At 71.3% G+C, this 18700-nt stretch carries 10 protein-coding genes; 1 reads left to right on the forward strand and 9 read right to left on the reverse strand.

The features are described from left to right. Positions 1-5: 5 nt before the first annotated feature. The 3 genes from CFP65_RS19385 to CFP65_RS19395 form a co-directional block, all read right to left on the reverse strand. Positions 6-440: a VOC family protein gene (locus tag CFP65_RS19385; protein WP_104817345.1), complete on the reverse strand. Its 435-nt coding sequence runs from the start codon at positions 438-440 to the stop codon at positions 6-8. Positions 441-552: 112 nt separating this feature from the next. Further along, positions 553-1545 (reverse strand): hypothetical protein, encoded by a 993-nt coding sequence (locus tag CFP65_RS19390; RefSeq protein WP_217368172.1) that lies wholly within the window; start codon positions 1543-1545, stop codon positions 553-555. A 282-nt stretch (positions 1546-1827) separates the two neighbouring features. Next, positions 1828-4197, reverse strand: a complete 2370-nt coding sequence (locus CFP65_RS19395; protein ID WP_158702251.1) for a protease pro-enzyme activation domain-containing protein — start codon at positions 4195-4197, stop codon at positions 1828-1830. A 258-nt stretch (positions 4198-4455) separates the two neighbouring features. Here CFP65_RS19395 and CFP65_RS19400 point away from each other — a divergent pair, with 258 nt between their 5' ends. Next, positions 4456-5004: a CGNR zinc finger domain-containing protein gene (locus CFP65_RS19400; protein WP_104817351.1), complete on the forward strand. Its 549-nt coding sequence runs from the start codon at positions 4456-4458 to the stop codon at positions 5002-5004. Positions 5005-5203: 199 nt separating this feature from the next. Here CFP65_RS19400 and CFP65_RS19405 read toward each other — a convergent pair whose 3' ends face one another. The 6 genes from CFP65_RS19405 to CFP65_RS42150 form a co-directional block, all read right to left on the reverse strand. Then, positions 5204-6685: an FAD-dependent monooxygenase gene (locus CFP65_RS19405; RefSeq protein WP_104817353.1), complete on the reverse strand. Its 1482-nt coding sequence runs from the start codon at positions 6683-6685 to the stop codon at positions 5204-5206. Between the two features lie 45 nt (positions 6686-6730). Then, complete coding sequence (locus CFP65_RS19410; RefSeq protein WP_104817354.1) at positions 6731-9130, reverse strand: right-handed parallel beta-helix repeat-containing protein; 2400 nt, start codon at positions 9128-9130, stop codon at positions 6731-6733. 58 nt (positions 9131-9188) lie between these two features. Beyond that, positions 9189-11447 (reverse strand): hypothetical protein, encoded by a 2259-nt coding sequence (locus tag CFP65_RS19415; RefSeq protein ID WP_104817355.1) that lies wholly within the window; start codon positions 11445-11447, stop codon positions 9189-9191. Between the two features lie 126 nt (positions 11448-11573). Next, positions 11574-13757, reverse strand: coding sequence for a hypothetical protein (locus CFP65_RS41060; RefSeq protein WP_104817356.1), 2184 nt, complete (start codon positions 13755-13757; stop codon positions 11574-11576). Positions 13758-13953: 196 nt separating this feature from the next. Further along, positions 13954-16383, reverse strand: a complete 2430-nt coding sequence (locus CFP65_RS19425; RefSeq protein WP_158702252.1) for a hypothetical protein — start codon at positions 16381-16383, stop codon at positions 13954-13956. A 10-nt stretch (positions 16384-16393) separates the two neighbouring features. Beyond that, on the reverse strand, positions 16394-18493 hold the full coding sequence (locus CFP65_RS42150; RefSeq protein ID WP_104817358.1) for a right-handed parallel beta-helix repeat-containing protein: 2100 nt from the start codon (positions 18491-18493) through the stop codon (positions 16394-16396). Between the last annotated feature and the right edge of the window lie 207 nt (positions 18494-18700).

Raw genomic sequence — 18700 nt, forward strand, 5'->3', positions numbered from 1 at the left:
CTCCGTCAGAAGAAGCCGCAGGTCGGGGCCTCTGACGGGGCCGCCACGGCTTCCGTCATCGCCTGGGCGGTGTAGATCTCCAGGCGGGTGCCGTCGGGGTCGGTGAAGAAGATCCCGCCGGAGGCGGAGCCCTCGTGGTGGGGGACGACGCCCTCGTGGGTGAAGTGGGTGCCGAGGGACTTGAGGGTGGCTTCGGTGGCGAGGACCTCGGCGAGGGTGTCGAGCTGGAAGGAGAGGTGGTGCAGGCCCGGGCGGTCGGTGGCGAAGGTGTCGGTGGACTGCTGCCAGAGGGTCACCAGGGTGCGGTCACCGGTGCCGAGGAAGGCGTGGTCCTCGGCCTTGTAGGTGGTCTCCAGGCCGAGGGCTTGCTCGTAGAAGGCGGTGGAGCGGGCGAGGTCGGTGACGTTGATCCCGATGTGGCCGGTCTGCAGGGAGGACATCCGTACGGCTCCAAAGTCGGCGTGGCCCGGTCTCTCCAACCGGTACTGATGACAGTAGTGGTTAGAAAGACGAAGGGTCAACCGTTATGGAGTTCTGAAGGGGTTAGAAGTCCTACTCCCACTCCCAACGGATCCCGACCTGGCCGGGGGCCTGGTCGAGGGCGAGCACGTGGGCACTGGCCGAGGCGCCGATCCAGAGCTGGCGGCGGCGGCTGTCCTCCTCGGTGCCGGGGTCGCGGTCGTACTGCTCGCAGTGGGCGGGCACGGCGGCCGGGTCGAAGTGCACCTGGAGCACGTACTCGCGCACCGGCACGGCGAACCGGCGGGCGTAGGTGGTGGCCGGGGCGCCGGGCGGGATCTCGACCTCGTACTCCAGCACGGTGCTGTCGCCCTGGCCGAGCGGGCGGTCGAGCAGCAGCTCGGCCACCAGCAGGCCGCTCTCCGGGCGGCGGCGCACCCTGCCCAGGCGGGCGTGCCGGACGGAGGTGATCTCCGGGCAGCCGGTGGCCTCCTCGTCGGCCTTGTGCACCACCAGGCAGCGGGAGACCCCGCTCACGGTGGCCCGGACGACCTGCCGCATCCGCAGCAGCGAGCCGCGCCGCTCGGCGTCCACGTAGTAGGAGTCGTGGATGGAGAGCCGCTCCAGCTCACCGGTGGGCGGGGCGTCCAGCTCGGCGAAGACGCCGTAGATCTCGTCCTCGCCGGGCCAGATCTCCTCGACCGGGAGACTGTCGGTGGCGGCGGGGGTGACCCAGCGGCCGCGCGGGCGGGGCGGGCCGAGCAGGGCCGAGAGGGTGGCGTGCGGGAGACCGAGCAGCTCCTCCAGCAGGTGCACCGCGCGCAGCGAGGTGGCCCGCTCGGGCTGGCTGCGGCCGCGCCGCCAGTAACTGAGGGTGGTGACACTGACTCTGACGCCCTGTTGGGCCAGCGCCGATCTGAGCCGGTCCAGGCTGAGCCCGCTGGCCTCGATCGCCGTGTGCAGCGTCTCGGCGAAGGTGCCGGCCGGACGCGGCGGGGCCGCCACGGGGGCGAGCTGCGCGGCCGACGGGGTCGCCGCGACGGGGGTGGCGGCCACCGGTGCGGCGCTGCCGTGGCGGTGTGCCACCAGACGGAGCCGGCCGGCGTGCTGTGCGTGTTGTGAGGCCATTGCGAAACCCCTCCCCACCAGGCGAGTTCGGTGGGATGAGCCCAACGCGGATGCGTCGGGAAACCGGCCACCGAGTTGCCGGAACCCTACGCACGAGCGAGAGGCTACGTCATCCACCTGGCGGTATGACAGTGGTCACGACAAGAAATCCGTCCACCGGCCGGAAATGAAACAAGGCGGAAACACGCGGCGGCCGGCACGGGCGGTGGAGCCCGTACCGGCCGCTGAGCTGGCCTGACGTCAGGAGACGTTGAGCGCGGTGTCGTCGATCACGAAGCTGGTCTGGAGCGAGGAGTCCTCCACACCGTTGAACTTGATGGTGACGCTCTGGCCGGCGTAGGCCGAGAGGTCGAAGGTGCGCTGGGTGTAGCCGGTGGCCGCGTCCACGTTGGAGTAGGTCTTCAGCGTGGTGCCGTTCACCGAGACGGTGAGCTTGTCGTACGCGGTGGTGCCGGTCTCGGCGGTGTCGATGTGCAGCCAGAAGCTGAAGCTGGCCTTGCAGCCGGCCGGGATGGTGACGGTCTGCGAGACGGTGTCGGTGTGGGCCGAGCCGTAACCGTTCATCCAGGCCTTCCAGGAGCCGCTGTGGGCGGCCTGGGAGGAGCTGTTGTCGACCACGCCGGAGGTGGTGGTCCACGGGGCGGCGGTGCCGGTCTCGAAGCCGGCGTTGCCGAGCAGCTGGGCCGGGGTGCAGCCGGTGGAGCCGCCGGTGACCGTCCAGGTGAAGGAGGTCGAGCCGGTCGCGCCGGTGGTGTCGGTGGCGGTGACCGTGACGGTGCCGGAGGTGGCGGTGGTCGGGGTGCCGGTGATCAGGCCCGAGGCGGAGATCGACAGGCCGGCCGGGAGGCCGGTGGCCGAGTAGCTCAGGGTCTGGCCGGAGGCCGAGTCGGAGCCGCTGACCTGCAGGCTGACGGCGGTGCCGACGGTGCCGTTCTGGGTGCCCGGGTTGGTCACCGTGACGGTGTTGCCGGTCGGGGTGCCGCCGCTGTTGATCAGGGCGGTGGCCAGCGCGTCGGCGACCGGGGTGCCCCAGCCGGTGACCTGGTCGTAGCCGGTCTTGGTGGAGAAGTCCTGGTTGGCGCCCGAGGTCACGTCGTGAAACGTGGTGCCGTAGCTGCTGCTGTTGGCGATCGAGTAGAGCTTCGGGTTGGCCTCGCCCAGGACGGCCTTGCCCGCGGCGGCGGCCTTCTGGTTGTAGAGCGCGGCGTAGCCGGACCAGAGCGGGGCGGCGGCGGAGGTGCCACCGTAGACCTGCCAGCCGGCGCTGGTCGAGCCCTGGGTGTAGATCGCGAAGCCGCTGTTCGGGTCGGCGTTGGAGGAGACGTCGGGCACGGTGCGCATGGTGCCGGAGACGCCGGTGCCGGTCTGCCAGGAGGGCTTGGCGAACTGGGTCGAGACGCCGCCGCCCGCGGTGGACCAGGCGCTCTCGGAGGAGTACGTGGTGCCGGAGACCTTGAGGTTGGTGCCGCCGACGCCGGTGTTGTACGGGCTGGAGGCCGGGAAGTCGACGGCCTTGACCGTGGAGCCGCTGGTGGAGCGGGTGCAGTCGCGCGAGCCGTCGTCACCCGAGGCCGAGAAGATCGAGATGCCCTGGGCGGCGGCCTGCTTGAAGGAGTTGTTCACGGCCGTCATCGAGGCGGCGGTGGTGTCCGGCTCGCAGGAGCCCCAGGAGATGGAGACGACCGAGACCTGGTTGTCCGAGACGATCTTGGCGGCCATGTCGATCTCGCCCTGGTCGCTGTTCGGGGCCTCGTAGACCAGCTGGGTGGCCTTGGGGGCCACGCCGCGCACGATCTCGGAGTCCAGCTCGACCTCGCCCTGGCCCTGGCCGGGGGCGGAGTCGTAGTTGGCGCCGTCCACCGAGACGGTGGTGACCGTCGGGCCGGTCAGGCCGTACTGGGTGTCGTAGGTCTTCAGGTTGGTCGACTTGTAGCCGTCGAACTCCCAGAGCGCGACCTTGACGCCGGTGCCGTCGGTGCCGACCTTGTTCAGGTTGTAGGCGCCGTCGTACTGGCTCGGGCCGAAGCCGCTCGGGGTGGCGTGCGGGGTGACCGTGTTCGGCTTCGCCACGCGGGTGGTGCGCACGGTGTAGTTGTTCAGGCCGGCTATGCCGGAGACGACGTCCGCGAGGGCGGCCGGGACGGTGGCCGCGCCCTCGTTGGCGAAGAAGGAACGGTTCTTCGAGGCGTCGAAGTAGCTGCTCTCCTGGGTCCCGAAGGCCTTGGAGATCTGCGCGGCGGTGCCGCGGGCGTTCACCACCTGGCGGTTGGCGCTGACCGAGTCGACGGCCAGGCCCTGGCCGGCCAGGTAGGTCTTGACCTGGTCCACGTCCGCCTGGGTGGGGCCGAAGCGGGCGTTGAACTGGGCCGGGGTCAGGTACTGGCCGAAGAGCGGGTTGCCCTTGGTGGAGACGGCCTTGAGGAAGGCGTCCAGCGCGTCCGTGTTGCGCAGCTTGAGGCTGATCGCGACCGAGATCTGCGTGTTGCTGGGCAGGGTGGCCTTCTTCGCCGAGTGGGCGACGGCCGGGGTCACGGTGTTGGGGAGCGCCACCCGGGAGACGGAGGCGTTCGGGGTCGGCGCGGCGGTCGCGACGGTGGCACCCAGGGACACGACGGTCAGGGGAAGCACAGCGAGAGCCGAGACGAGAGCGAGCGAGCGGGGTCGCACGGGTCCTCCGGATTGTGTGGGGGCGCTCCGGGGTTGAAACGCTGGAGAAAAACCTCCCAGAAAGCTCACAGGATTGGGGCCATGAGCTGGCAATTGGTTCCTAAAAAACAGTCAAGTGTGGAATGCGCATTCATGAACAGAATGTGCGGCCTTCCATACAGTGAATAAAGCTCGGAGGGCGCCGGAGCTAGACTCACTGGTATGGCCGACCCACGTGACCCGCGCCCCCTCATCGGTGAACCGCTCGCCCTCGATCTGTTGAACACCCGGTGGCACTCGGCCGGTGAGCAGGACCTTCTCGCCGATCTCGACGGGTACGGGGTGTGGCTCTCCTCGGCCGGTCTGGCCGACCGCTGCCCCGTGGACGAGGCCGGTCTGGCCGCCGCCCGACAGGCCCGTGCGGCCCTCGCGGAGGCCGTCGGGGGCGGCGGGGCGGGCGAGTTGAACGCGGTGCTGGCGCGCGGGCGGGTACGGCGCTCGCTCGGGCCGGACGGGCCGCAGGAGTCGGTGGAGACCGACGGCCCCGAGTGGCTGGCCGGCTGGCTGGCCGCCGACGACTACCTCGCGCTGCTGCGGCAGGGCGCGCAGCGGATCCGGCAGTGCGCCGGCGCCGGCTGCGTGCTGCATTTCTTCGACACCTCGCAGAACGGGCGTCGGCGGTGGTGCTCGATGGCCGCCTGCGGAAATCGCGCGAAAGCGGCGCGGCATTACGAGAAGGTCAGCGGGGGCGGGCCGGAGGCGAAGGGCTGAGAGCGCGCGCTCAGGGTCGGCGGGGTGGGTGGGCGCTCGGCTGAGAGCGCGCGCTCAGGGTTTGGTCGGTGGGGGCGCCGATCGGTGCGGGGGCGCGGTGGGCGGGCGGCGATCGGGTTGTTGCCTTCCGCAGTCGCGCAGTTCCCCGCGCCCCTAGGGGTACCCGCCCCTGGTGGTACCGCCCCTGGTTCCGGTGTCCTCAGCTCGGGGTGCCGAGAAGGGTGGCGAGGGCGGCGCGGATCTCGCCGCGGCTGGGGTCGACGGCGGCCCAGGCCGCGTAGCCGTCCGGGCGGACCAGCAGCACGGTGTCGCGTAGCTTGCCGTGCGGGTCGGCGGGAGCGGCGGTGACCAGGCGGTCCTCCCAGGCGTCGGCCACCGAGAGCTCGTCGTTGCTGATCAGGACGGCCTTGCCGGCTTGCAGCGCCGCGTACAGGCGGTCCGGGCCGCCGGCGGTGTCCACGGCTAGCCGCAGGTCCGGGACGCGGTGGCCGGTCAGCGGGTGGGCGTCCTTGGCAGCCGGGTAGGAGATGCCGAGGCCCGAGACGGTGCGGGCGGCCCGGCTGGTGACCGGGCCGAGCAGGCCGGCCGCGCCGGTCAGCGCCGAGCGCAGCGCGCGCTGCGGGGCCGTCCGGCCGACGGCCAGGCGGATCAGCGCGCCGGAGCTGCGCAGCACCGACCGGCCGACCGGGTGACGCTCCGTCTGGTAGGTGTCCAACAGGGCGTCGGGCGACCAGCCGTTCAGCACGGCGGCCAGCTTCCAGCTCAGGTTGGCGGCGTCCTGGAGGCCGGTGTTCATGCCCTGGCCGCCGGCCGGGGAGTGGCAGTGCGCCGCGTCCCCGGCGAGGAACACCCGGCCGGAGCGGTAGCTGGGCACCTGCCGCTCGTCGCTGTGGAAGCGGGACATCCAGCGGGGGTCGTGCAGGCCGTGGTCGACCCCGAACACCTCGCGCACCAGCTCGGTCAGCTCGCTGAACACCACCGGTGCGCTGTCCGGGAGTTGGCGGCTGCGGTCCCAGGCGATCACCCGGTACCAGCCGTCGCCGAACGGCACCAGGAAGGCCAGGCCGCGGTCGGTCGCCTCGGCGGTGAGCAGCTCGGCCGGGGGCCGCTCCAGCCGGACGTCGGCCAGCACCACCGAGCTGATCACCGACTCGCCGGGGTACGGGATGCCGAGCAACTCCCGGACGGTGGAGTGCACTCCGTCGGCGCCGACGGCGTACCGGGCCCGCAGGGCGGCCCGGCCGCCCTCGGTCTCGGCCGTCAGTTCGACGCCCTGGGCGTCCTGCCGCAGGCCGGTCAGGCGGGCGCCGCGCAGGAAGGTCACGCCCTGCTTCGCAGCCCGCTCCTGGAGCAGCCGCTCGGTGTTGGACTGCGGGGTGATCAGCACGAACGGGAAGCGGCTGGGCAGGTCGCCCAGCCGCAGGTCGAGCCGGCCGCCGAAGAACCGGAGCGAGCTCAGCGCGGTGCCGGTCGCGATCAGGTCCTCCGCCAGCCCCCGGGCGTCCAGCAGCTCCAGGGTCCGCGCGTGCACCGCGAAGGCCCTGGTCAGGTTGGACTCGACGGCCCGCTTCTCCACCACCGTCACGGCGAGCCCGGCGGCGGCCAGGTCGCCGGCGAGCAGGAGCCCGGTGGGGCCCGCCCCGACGACCACGACATCGGCGGTCAGCTGCTGGTCGACCATCTGCCATCTCCCGGTGCTCGGAGGACCGTTCGCGAAGGTGCTCGCTCAGCGAGCGTAGTAGCCGTTCACGTCCGCGACCACGTGTACCGGGCCATTGCTGCCGTTGTAGAGGTCGACGGCGCCGAAACCGGGCTTGACCACGACCTGGTTGGGGATGGTCTCGCCGGTGGTCCAGTTGAGGTTGGAGGCCAGCGGGCGGTCGGTGTCGTACGGGAAGGCGGTCAGGTAGCCGGGGGCGGTGCCGCCGGTGACGGTGACGTTCAGGGCGACGGCCGTCGCGTCCGGGGTGTCGGTGCCGAAGGTCGGCGCGCGGTGCGGGGCGACCGGGCCGGGGTGGCCTGCGCCGTAGCGGTCGTTCGGGTTCGGGATCCAGTCGTCGCTGCGGGTGTCGATGATCCGGTACGGGGTGAGGGCGTGGTAGCTGTCGCCGCCGGTGGCGGTGAAGTAGCCGGCGAGGTCGGCGACCACGTTCACGCTGCCGTAGGTGCCGCCGGTGACCAGGCTGACCTTGCCGTCCTTGACCGGGACGGTGACCAGGTTGGGGATGGTCTTGCCCTTGGGCCAGTTGAGGTTGGAGGCGGTCGGGCGGGCGCTGCCGTGCGGGTAGACGGTCAGGTAGCCCTGGTCGGTGGTGTCGGTGGCTGTCACGTTGAGGGTGACGGCGGTGATGTCCTTCGGCACGTCCTTGAGGCCGGCGATCTGGAGGTCGATCGGCTTGCCGTTGGTGAGCGGGGTCTTGGGTGCGCCGGTGCCGTCGCGGGTGTCGAGCAGGCGGGTCGGCGTGGTGCTGGTGTAGCCGCTGCCTTCGGCGGTGCTGTAGGTGCCGAGCAGGTCGGCGACGATGTGCACGGTGCCCTGGCTGCCGTTGTAGAAGGAGACCTTGCCTCTGTTCACCTTGGCGGTCACCAGGTTCGGGATGGTCTGGCCGGGCGTCCAGTTGAGGCTGGAGGCGGTCGGACGCTCCGCACCGGTCGGGTAGACGGTGAGGTAGCCCGGGCCCGTGCCGCCGGTGACGGTGACGTTCATGGTGACGGCGGTCATGCCCTTGATCGCGACGCCGTTCAGGCTGAGAACCGGGAGGTCGAGGGTGCCGCCCGGGGCGACGGCTATGCCCATGCCGGTGCGGGTGTCGAGGATGCGGACCGGGCCGACTGGGGTGTAGCGGGCGGCGAAGCTGTCGATCTCGAAGGCGCCGCGGTCGCGCAGGCCCGAGCCCGTGCCGTTGTTCGGTGCGTACGGGTCGTCCACCGCGGTGTCGCCCTTGAGGTCGGTGGCGGTCATCCCGGGGGCGGATTCGTCGGCCGAGTCGACCACCGGGGAGACGGACTTGCCCGAATCGCCGTTCACCGGACGGATGTTGGAGTCACCAATGATGTCGTGGCCACCCTGGCCGGAGGCGGCGGCGAACGCGGCCACCGTACGGTGGACCGTGCCGGCCCACTGGTACACCGGGCTGTTGTCGGCGCTGTAGGTGTTGTAGGCGACCTTGGTGCCACTGGTCGCCTCGGCGGCGACCGACAGCTGCGGGGTGCTCGCCGGTGCGCCGCAGCCCGGCTCCGCGCCGGCCTGCTGGACGTTGGTGAACACGTTGTTCTCGATCGTCGCCCCGGTGGAGCTGCCGGTGAGCTTAATCAGGCTGTCGCACCACCGCTCCAGGGTGTTGCCGACGATCACCGTGTCGGGGGCCGAATCGGCGAGGATCGCCGGGCCCGCGAAGGGCTCGGCAGCGAGGTTGGTGGCGATCACGGTGCCGCGTACCCCGGCTGCCAGGCGCGCGAAGGTGCCTCGTGAGCCAAAGTTCTGACGAATCGTCACATCATGAGTGGTGCCCTTGAGGTCGAACGCGGTGGTGCCCAGCGAGGAGGTGTGCTGGACCGTGACGTCCGAGCCGCCGTCGATCAGCGTCGCGCTGGCGGAGCCGCTGAGTTCGAGGTCCTGGACGAGGACGTGGGCGGCGCCGTCGATCACCAGACCGTGCTGGACGGCGCGGGCCCCGAGCACGGTGTGCCGGGACGAGGACTGGTGCAGGTAGCCCTTGCTACCCACGTAGTCCGAGGCGTCGCCGGTGAGTGGGCCGCGCACGCCGGTGAAGGTGATCGGTGCGGCGGCCGTGCCGGACCGGGTGAGCGTGACCTGCTCGGGGTAGTCGCCGGCGGCAATATGCACGGTCTGGCCCGGCTCGACGGTCTTGGCCGCGGCGGAGACGGTGCAGTACGGCTGGGCGGTGGTGCCGTGGCCGGCGTCGGAGCAGTGCGCGGCGGCGGCGTTGTTCACGTACAGGTCGGTGACGGCCGCGCTCGCGCCGGTGGTGATGCCCGGCACGCTCAGGGCGGCGAGGGCTGCGGCTGCGGCGAAGGCGGCGGTGCGGCGGCTGTTGATGGTGGTCCCCCGTGGAAAGGTCTTCGGAAGGCAGGGTCTTCGGAACGCAGTGTCTTCGAAAAGCACTGCACCCCGTCGGACTGCTCCGACGGGGTGAAGGTTGTACGGGAAGAACGGCTGATTTTCAGCGGGCGTAGTAGCCGTTCACGTCCACGACCACCTGCGTCGGGGTGTCGCTCCCGTTGTAGATGGAGATGTCACCGCTCGCCGCACCGACGACCACCTGGTTGGGGACGGTCTGGCCGGCGGTCCAGTTGAGGTTGGAGGCCAGCGGCCGATCGGAGTAACGCGGGTAGACCGTAAGGAAGCCAGGACCGGTTGCACCGGCGACCGTGACGTTCATGGCGACCGAGTGCGCGTTCGAGTCGGGGATGCGGGTGTAGAAGACCGGGGCCCGACGCGGGGCGATCGGGCCCGGGTGGGAGCCGGACTGACCGTTGTCGGGGATCCAGCTGTCGGTGCGGGTGTCGATCACGCGGTACGGCGTGAGGGCGTGGTAGCTGTCGCCGCCCCCGGCGGTGAAGTAGCCGGCCACGTCGGCGACCAGGTCGGCGGTGCCATTGGTGCCGCCGGTGACCAGGGTGATCCTGCCGTCCACCACCGGGACGGTGACCAGGTTCGGGACGGTCTTGCCCGCCGTCCAGTTGAGGTTGGAGGCGGTCGGACGGGCGTCGCCGTAGGGGTAGACCGTCAGGTAGCCGTGGTCGGTGGTGTTGGTGGCCGTGACGTTGAGGGTGACGGCGGTGACGTCGGTGGCGGGCACCCCGCCCCGGCCGATGATCTGCAGGTCGATCGGCCGGCCGTTGGTGAGCGGGGCCTTGGGCGCGCCGGTGCCGTCGCGGGTGTCGAGGATGCGGGTCGGGGTGAGGGTGGCGTAGCCGCTGCCGGTGCGGCTGTACTGGCCGAGCAGGTCGGCGACCACGTGCACGGTGCCCTGGCTGCCGTTGTAGAACGACACCTTGCCGTCGCTCACCTTGGCGGTCACCAGGTTGGCGATGGTCTGGCCCGGCGTCCAGTTGAGGTTGGAAGCGGTCGGGCGGGTGGCGCCGTGCGGGTAGACGGTGAGGTAGCCCGGGCCGGTGCCGCCGGTCACCGTGACGTTCAGGGATACGGCGGTCAGGCCCGTGGTGGGCACGCCGTGCAGGCCGGCCACCGGGAGGTCGACGGTGCCGCCGGGGCCGACGGCCTTGCCGGCGCCGGTCCGGGTGTCGAGCAGGCGGACGGGGGTGACCGGGGTATAGCGGGCGGCGAAGTTGTCGATCTCGAAGGCGCCGCGGTCGCGCAGGCCCGAGCCCGTACCGCTGTTCGGCACGTACGGGTCGTCGACGGCAGCCCGGCCGTCGAAGTCGACGCTGGTCATGCCGGGAACGTTCTCGTCGGCGGAGTCGACCACCGGGGACACCTTGTCGCCGGGGTCGCCGGTGTACGGGTTGACGGAGGTGTCGCCGATGATGTCGTGGTCGCCCTGGCCGGTGGCGGCGGCGAAGTCCGCCACGGTGCGGTAGGTCTGCCCGGCCCAGCGGTACGCGGAGGAGCCGCCCTGGGTGTAGGCGTTGTAGGCCACCTTGGTGCCGCTGGTCGCCTCGGCCTCGACGCTGACCTGGGCGAGCTTCGGCAGGGCCGCCTCGCAGTTGGTCCTGCTGCGGTCCAGGACCACGTTGTTCTCGACCGTCGCGCCGACCGAGGCGCCGGCCAGGCTGATCACATCGGTGCAGGCCTGCTCCAAGGTGTTGCCGACGACGACCGTCCCGGGCGCGGACTCAGCGGCGACCAGTGGTGTCTTCCCACCGGCGCCCCAGACGTGGTTGGTGGCGATCACGGTGTCCCTGACCCCGGCGGCGAGATGGACGAACGGTGAGCCGCCGCCCTCGCTCCGACTGATCGTCACCCCCTGGGCCGCGCCCTTGACTTCGATGTTGGCATCGGGTGTGTAGGCACCGGTGGAGAAGCTGATCTGGGAGAGCCGGAGATCGGAGCCGCCGTCGATCACCGTCGAGGCCGCGGTGCCGGCCAGGGTCATGTTCTGGAATCGGAGGTGCGAGGCCCCGGTGGTCGTCAGCGCGTGGCTGTCGCCGCCGAGCCAGGTGTAGGTGCCCACGCCGTTGTCGTAGTACGACTTGCCCGCCCCGATGAACGTGATGGGGGCGGCGGCGGTGCCCGAGCGGGTGACGCTGACCTGCTCGGGGTAGCGGCCGGCGGCGATGTGCACGGTCTGGCCGGGCTGGGCCGCGTCGGCGGCGGCCTGGACGGTGCAGTACGGCTGCGTCTGGGTGCCGTGGCCGGCGTCGGAGCAGTGGGCGGCCGAGGCGTTGTCGACGTAGAGGTCGGTGACGGCGGCCCCGGCGCTGGTGGTCAGGCCCGGGACGCTCAGGGCGCCCAGCACGACGGCTGCGGCGAGGGCGGCGGTGCGGCGGGTTTTGATGGCGGACTCCCCCGGTCGGTGATGGCAAGCACTACGCCCGGTCAGATGCTCCTGACCGGGCGAAGGTTGTACGTCGTGCTCGGGAGATCAGGGCGCGTAGTAGCCGTTCAGGTCGGCGACCACCTGCACCGGCCCGATGCTGCCGTTGTAGAAGCTGACGCCCTGGATGTTGGTGCTGGAATCCCAGAGCCAGCCCTGCTTGACCACGACCTGGTTGGGGATGGTCTGGCCGGTGGTCCAGTTGAGGTTGGAGGCCAGCGGGCGGTTGGCGTCGACTGGGAAGGCGGTCAGGAAGCCGGGGGCGGTGCCGCCGGTCACGGTCACGTTCATGGCGACGGAGTCGGCCCGGGTGACACCGGTCGGGAGCTGGGTGGTCTGGTACGGGCCCACCGCCTTGTCCGTGCGGGTGTCGAGCAGGCGGTACGGGGTGAGGGCGTGGTACGTGTCGCCGCCGGTGGCGGTGAAGTAGCCGGCGAGGTCGGCGACCACGTTCGCGGTGCCGTTGGTGCCGCCGGTGACGAGCGAGATCCTGCCGTCCTTGACGGGCACGGTGACCAGGTTGGGGATGGTCTGCCCGGCCGTCCAGTTGAGGTTGGACGCGGTGGGGCGGGCACTGCCGTGCGGGTAGGCGGTCAGGTACCCGTGGTCGGTGGTGCCGGTGGCCGTCACGTTGAGGGTGACGGCGGTGATGTCCTTCGGCACGCCCCGGACACCGGCGATCTGGAGGTCGACCGGCTTGCCATTGGTGAGCGGGGCCTTGGCGGCGCCGGTGCCGTCGCGGGTGTCGAGCAGCCGGGTCGGCGTGGCGGTGGTGTAGCCGCTGCCGGTGCGGGCGTAGGCGCCGAGCAGGTCGGCGACGATGTGCACGGTGCCCTGGCTGCCGTTGTAGAAGGAGACCTTGCCGTCGCTCACCTTGGTGGTGACGAGGTTGGGGATGATCTGGCCGGCGGTCCAGTTGAGGTTGGAGGCCAGCGGCCGGTCGGCGCCGTGCGGGTAGACCGTCAGGTAGCCGGGGCCGGTGCCGCCGGTGACGGTCACGTTCATGGTGACGGCGGTCAGGCCGGTGGCCGGGAGGCCGTTCAGACCGGCGATCGGGAGGTCGACGGTGCCGCCCGGGGCGACGGCCTTGCCGCCGCCGGTGCGGGTGTCGAGCACGCGGACCGGGCCGACCGGGGTGTAGCGGGCGGCGAAGTCATCGATCTCGTACGCACCCCGGTCGCGCAGGCCCGAGCCCGTGCCGGTGTTCGCGGCGTACGGGTCGTCCACCGGCCGGAGCCCGCGGAGGTCGGTGTCGAGCATGCCGGGGGCCGACTCGTCGGCGGAGTCGATGGCCGAGGAGCCGGTGCCCGGGTCGCTGTAGGAGGAGTTCACGAAGGCGAAGTCACCGCCGTCGTGCTGTCCCTGTCCGGTGACGGCGGTGAAGTCCTTGGTGTAGGAGTACTTGGTGCCCGCCCAGTCGTACGTGTAGCGGCCGGGACCGGCGAAGGAGTTGTAGTCCGCTTTGATGCCGCGGGCGGCCTCGGCGTCGACGGCCAAGGCAGCCACCACGTACATCTGCGGGCTGTCCGAGGAGAGACCGCTGAGCACGTTGTTCTCGACGACGGTGCCGGTGGCCGTGCCCGTCACGGCGATCCCGACGTTCTCGCTCCGGGCAATGGTGTTGCTGACGATCACCGTGCCGGGGGCCGAGTCGGCCTCCAGCGCGGGGATGCGGTCCAGCTCCGCGCCGAAGTCGTTGGTGGAGACCACAGTGCCCTCGACGCCGGGGCTCAGGTGGAGGTACGGCGCTCCGGCGCCCGTGGTCCGCTGGACGGTCAGGCCCTGCGCTGCGCCCTTGACCTCGATGGTGGGCCGGAAAGCCGAGGAGGAGGTGATCCGGGCCCGGGAGAGCGTGAGGTCGGAGCCGCCGTCGACCGTCACCGCGCCCTTGAGGCCGGCGAGCGCGAGGTCGTGGATCCGGACGTGCGAGGCGTGGTCCAGCACGAGGGCCTGGTCGGGGCCGGACTGGCCGGAGGCGCCGACCAGGGTGGTCCGGGGCTTGGACCCGACGGGTGCGAGGGTGCTCAGGCCCGCGCCCGCCCCGGTGAAGGTGATCGGGGCCTCGGCGGTGCCGGAGCGGGTGAGGGTGACGGTCTCGGGGTAGCTGCCCTCGGCGATGTGCACCGTCTGGCCCGGGTTCACCACCTTGGCGGCGGCTCCGATGGTGCAGTACGGCTGGTCGGCGGCGCCGTGGCCGGTGTCCGAGCAGTGCGCGGCGGCGGCGTTGTCCACGTACAGGTCGGTGACGGCGGCGTTCGCGGTGGTGGTGAGCGCGGGCAGACTCAGTGCGCCCAGCGCGACGGCTGTGGCGAGGGCGGCGGTGCGACGGGTACTGATGGTGATCTCCCCCGGGATGATGGCCTGAAGAACCTTCGTCCCGTCAGACTCACTCGACGGGGCGAAGGTTGTACGGGGGCGATCCGGTCTCTCAGGGGGCGTAGTAGCCGTTCAGGTCGGTGACCACGTGCACGGTGCCCTGGCTGCCGTTGTAGTAGTCGTCGTCACGGCCACCCAGGCCCACGACGACCTGGTTGGCGACGGTCTGGCCGGTGGTCCAGTTGAGGTTGGAGGCCAGCGGCCGGAGGTTGTCCGGGTTGGAGGGGTAGACCGTGAGGTAGCCCGGAGCGGTGCCGCCGGTCACGGTGACGTTCAGCGAGACGGCGGTTGCCGCGGTGTCCCGGGTTTTGGCGGTGAAGACCGGTGCCCGGCGCGGGGCGATCGGACCTGCATGCCATGGGCCCTGATCGGCGGGGATCCACGGGTCGACCCGGGTGTCCCGTATGCGGGTCGGGGTGAGCGCGTGGTAGCTGTCGCCGCCAGTGACGGTGAAGTAGCCGGAGACATCGGCGACCACATCCACGGTGCCGTTGGTGCCACCCGCCACCAGGCTGACCTTGCCGTCCTTGACCGGGACGGTGACCAGGTTGGGCACGGTCTGGCCGGCGGTCCAGTTGAGGTTGGACGCGGTGGGGCGGTCGGTGCCGTGCGGGTAGGCGGTGAGGTAGCCGCGGTCGGTGGCGCCGGTGGCCGTGACGTTGAGGGTCACGGCGGTGACTCCGGTGGCGGGGACGCCGCCGCGGCCGGTGACCTGGAGGTCGATCGGCTTGCCGTTGATGAGTGGGGCCTTGGCGGCGCCGGTGCCGTCGCGGGTGTCGAGGAGGCGGCTCGGCGCGGTGGCGTGGTATCCGCTGCCGTCGAGGCGGTAGGAGCCGAGCAGGTCGGCGACGACGTGCACGGTGCTGTTACTGCCGTTGTAGAAGGAGAGCTTGCCGTCGATCACCTTGGCGGTGACGAGGTTGGGGACGGTCTGCCCGGCGGTCCAGTTGACGCTGGAGGCGAGCGGGCGGTCCTCGCCGTGGGGGTAGACCGTGAGGTACCCGGGGCAGGCCGCTCCGGTCGCGGTGACGTTCATGGTGACGGCGCTGATGCCGGTGGCCGGGAGACCGCCCAGACCGGCGACCTGGAGGTCGATGGTGCCGTGCGGTGGGACGGCGGTGGCCTTGTCCACCCCGGTGCCGTTGCGGGTGTCGAGGATCCGGGTAGGGCCGGTGGGGGTGTAGCGGGTGGCGAAGTTCGCCACCTCGTAGGCGCCCCGGTCGCGGTGGCCGGAGCCCGTGCCGGTGTCGGGCACCCATGGGTCGTCGACGGCGGGCTCACCGGTGATGTCGGTGTCGGTCATGCCTGGGGCGTTCTCGTCGGCCGAGTCGAAGATCGGGGAAGGCCGGTCGGTCGCGCCGTACCACGGGACGAAGGGCGTGTCGGCGACGAGGTCGTGGGCACCCTGGCCGGTGGCGGCGGCGAATTCGGCCAAGGACGAGTAAGCCGTGCCCGCCCACTGGTAGATCGGGCCGCCGCCGGTGGGGTAGACGTTGTAGGCGGCCTTGGTGCCGCTCGCCGCTGCGGCGGTGACGCTGACCTGGCCCGACTGCGGCCGGTTGCTGCAGAGGAACGGTTGGATCACGTTGTTCTCTATGGTGGCGCCGGTGGTGGCGCCCATGACTGCGATGACCTCCGCGCAGCCCTGGGTGAGGGTGTTGCCGACGATCACCGTGCCTGGGGCCGAGTCCACGGAGATCACCGGCCCTGACCTGGAGTCCGCGTTCGGGACGGCGTTGGTGGACAGTACGGTGTCCCTGGCCCCGGGGGCGACGTGGACGAAGGGGGTGACCCGGCTCTCGGTCTGACTGATGGTCACTCCCTGGGCTGCTCCGCCGACTTCGATCGCGGCACCGCTGCCACCGGTGCCGACGAACTGGTCACGGGAGAGCCGGATGTCGGAGCCGCCCTCGATCGTCACCGTGCCCGAGGCACCGGCGAGCTGCATGTCCTGGAAGCGGACGTGGGAAGCCCCGGCGATCGTCAGTGCGGGCTTGGCACCGCCGGAGGCAGGCTTGCCGAGCACGGTGGTCTGGACACCACTGGGCGGGCTGGAGGTCCGCTGGAGGTCGATGGCGGCGCCGGCGCCGGTGAAGGTGATCGGCGCACCGGCGGTGCCGGAGCGGGTGAGGGTGACCTGCTCCGGGTAGTCGCCGGGGGCGATGTGCACGGTCTGGCCGGGCTGGACGGTATCGGCTGCGGCACCGATGGTGCAGTACGGCTGGATGGCGGTGCCCTGGCCGGTGTCCGAGCAGTGCGCGGCGGCTCTGTCGACGTACAGGTCGGTGAGGGTTGCGCTCGCGACGGCGGTGGTGACGGGCAGGCTCAGGGTACCGAGCACGACGGCTGCGGCGACTGCGGCGGTGCGGCGGGTGTTGATGGCGATCCCCCGGATGGCTGGTGGTTGGAAGAACCTCTGGTCTGGTGGGACCTTCGCCCCGTCGGGTGCTTGCGACGGGGCGAAGGTGGTACCCGGGACCACCGACTGACGGTCAGTGGGAGTAGTAGCCGTTGACGTCGAGGACGAGGTGCACCGGGCCGTCGCTGCCGTCGTAGAAGTCGTCGGCGCCGTTGCCGCCGGTCTTGGTCACCACCTGGTTGGCGATGGTCTGGCCAGCCGTCCAGTTGAGGTTGGAGGCGAGCGGTCGGTCGGTCCCCGTCGGGTACGCGGTGAGGTAGCCGGGGGCGGTGCCGCCGGTGACGGTGGCGTTCATCGCCACGGCGGTGGCCGGGAACTGGAGACGGGAGTACCAGAAGCTCGGTGCCCGGCGAGCGGCGATCGGGCCGGGGTGCAGGCCGATCGGGCCGTCGTCGGTGTAGTCGACCGCGATCCAGTCGTCGGACCGGGTGTCGAGCTGCCGGTAGGGGTCGATGGCGAAGTAGGCGTCGCCCCCGGTGGCGGTGAAGTAGCCGTTCACGTCGGCGATGACGTCGACGGTGCCGTTGCCGCCGCCGTAGTAGAGGGAGACCCTGCCGTCCTTGACCGGGACGGTGACCAGGTTGGGGATGGTCTGGCCGGTGGTCCAGTTGAGGCTGGAGGCGGTGGGCCGGACCGTGCCGTGCGGGTAGACCGTCAGGAAGCCGGCGGTGGTCGGCCGGGTGACGGTCATGTTCAGCGTGACGGCGGTGACGCCGGTGGCGGGGACGCCGCCCCGGCCGGTGACCTGGAGGTCGATGGTGCGGCCGGCCGGGAGCGGGGCCTTGGCGGAGGTGCCGGTGCCGTCGCGGGTGTCCAGCAGCCGGGCTGGGGCGGTGCTGGTGAAGCCGGCACCGGGGGCGGCGGCGTAGGAGCCGAGCAGGTCGGCGACGATCTGCACGGTGCCCTGGCTGCCGTTGTAGAAGGAGACCTTGCCGTCCTTGACCTTGACGGTGACCAGGTTGGGGATGGTCTGCCCGGCCGTCCAGTTGAGGTTCGAGACCACCGGGCGGGTGTCGCCGTGCGGGTAGACGCTGAGGTACCCCGGACCGGTCGTCCCGGTGACGGTGACGTTCATGCTGACGGCAGTCAGGCCGCTGGTGGGCACGCCGTTCTGCCCGGCGAGTTGGAGATCGACGGTACCCCCGGCCGGGACGGCTCGGGCGGTCGTACCGGTGCCGTTGCGGGTGTCGAGCACCCGTACGGGGCCGAGCGGGGTGTAGTAGGCGCCGATGTCGGTGATCTCGTACGCGCCCCGGTCGCGGCGGCTCGTCCCGGTGCCGCTGTTCCGGTACCAGGGGTTGTCGACGGGCGAGGCGCCGTTGATGTCGGGGTCGGTCGCGCCGGGGGCGTTCTCGTCGGCCGCGTCGACGATGGGGGAGGGCCCGCCGTCGGCGGACTTCCAACCGGGCGCGGAGGTGTCTCCGATGATGTCGTGGTCGCCCTGCCCGGAGGCGGCGGTGAAGTCGGCGGTGGTGGTGTACGTCTTCCCGGCCCAGCGGTAGGCCGGTACACCGCCCTGCGGATAGGAGTTGTAGGCGATCTTGGTGCCCGTGACCGCCTCGGCGGCCACGTCCACCAGCACGGGGTCCTTGGCCGTGGTGCCCCAGGCCCTGATCAGGTTGTTCTCCACCGTGCTGCCGCCGGACGCACCGCGAAGGCCGATCGCGCCGAGGTCGCCGGAGGCGAAGGTGTTGCCGACGATGGTGTTGCCGGGTGCCGAGTCGGCCTCCACCGCGGGGTGGCCGGGCTCCCCACCACTGATGATGTTGGTGGCGATGACGGTGTCTCGCACGCCCGGGTTGAGCCTGATGTAGCCGGACACGGAGTTCTGCCGGATGGTCACTGCTCGGGCGTTGCCCTTGACGTCGATCCCCGGGTCGCCGAACACGGTCGCATGGACCTGGTTCCGGCCGAAGACGAGGTCGGAGCCACCGTCGATCACGACCGATCCGTACTCGCCGTAGGCGGTGAGGTTCTGGACCCGGACGTGGGAGGCACCTTGGAGGACGAGGGCGTGGTCGTGCCCGTAGTCGCGCGCGTTTCCGATCCGGGTGTCCTGGTGCGAACCGTTCGCCGCGCTCTGGTTGGCGCCGGTGAACGTGATGGGCGCGTCGGTGGTGCCGGAGCGGGTGAGGGTGACCTTCTCGTCGTATAGACCCGGGGCGATGTGCACGGTCTGCCCGGGCTGGACGAGGTCGGCGGCGGCCTGGACGGTGCAGTACGGCTGGGCGGTGGTGCCGTGGCCGGCGTCGGAGCAGTGCGCGGCCGAGGAGTTGTCGACGTAGAGGTCGGTGGCGACCGCGCTCGCGTCGGTGGTGATGCCCGGGATGCTCAGGGCGGCGAGTGCGGCGGCTGCCGCGAGTGCGGCGGTGCGGCGGGT

Source organism: Kitasatospora sp. MMS16-BH015 (assembly GCF_002943525.1).
Taxonomy (GTDB): domain Bacteria; phylum Actinomycetota; class Actinomycetes; order Streptomycetales; family Streptomycetaceae; genus Kitasatospora.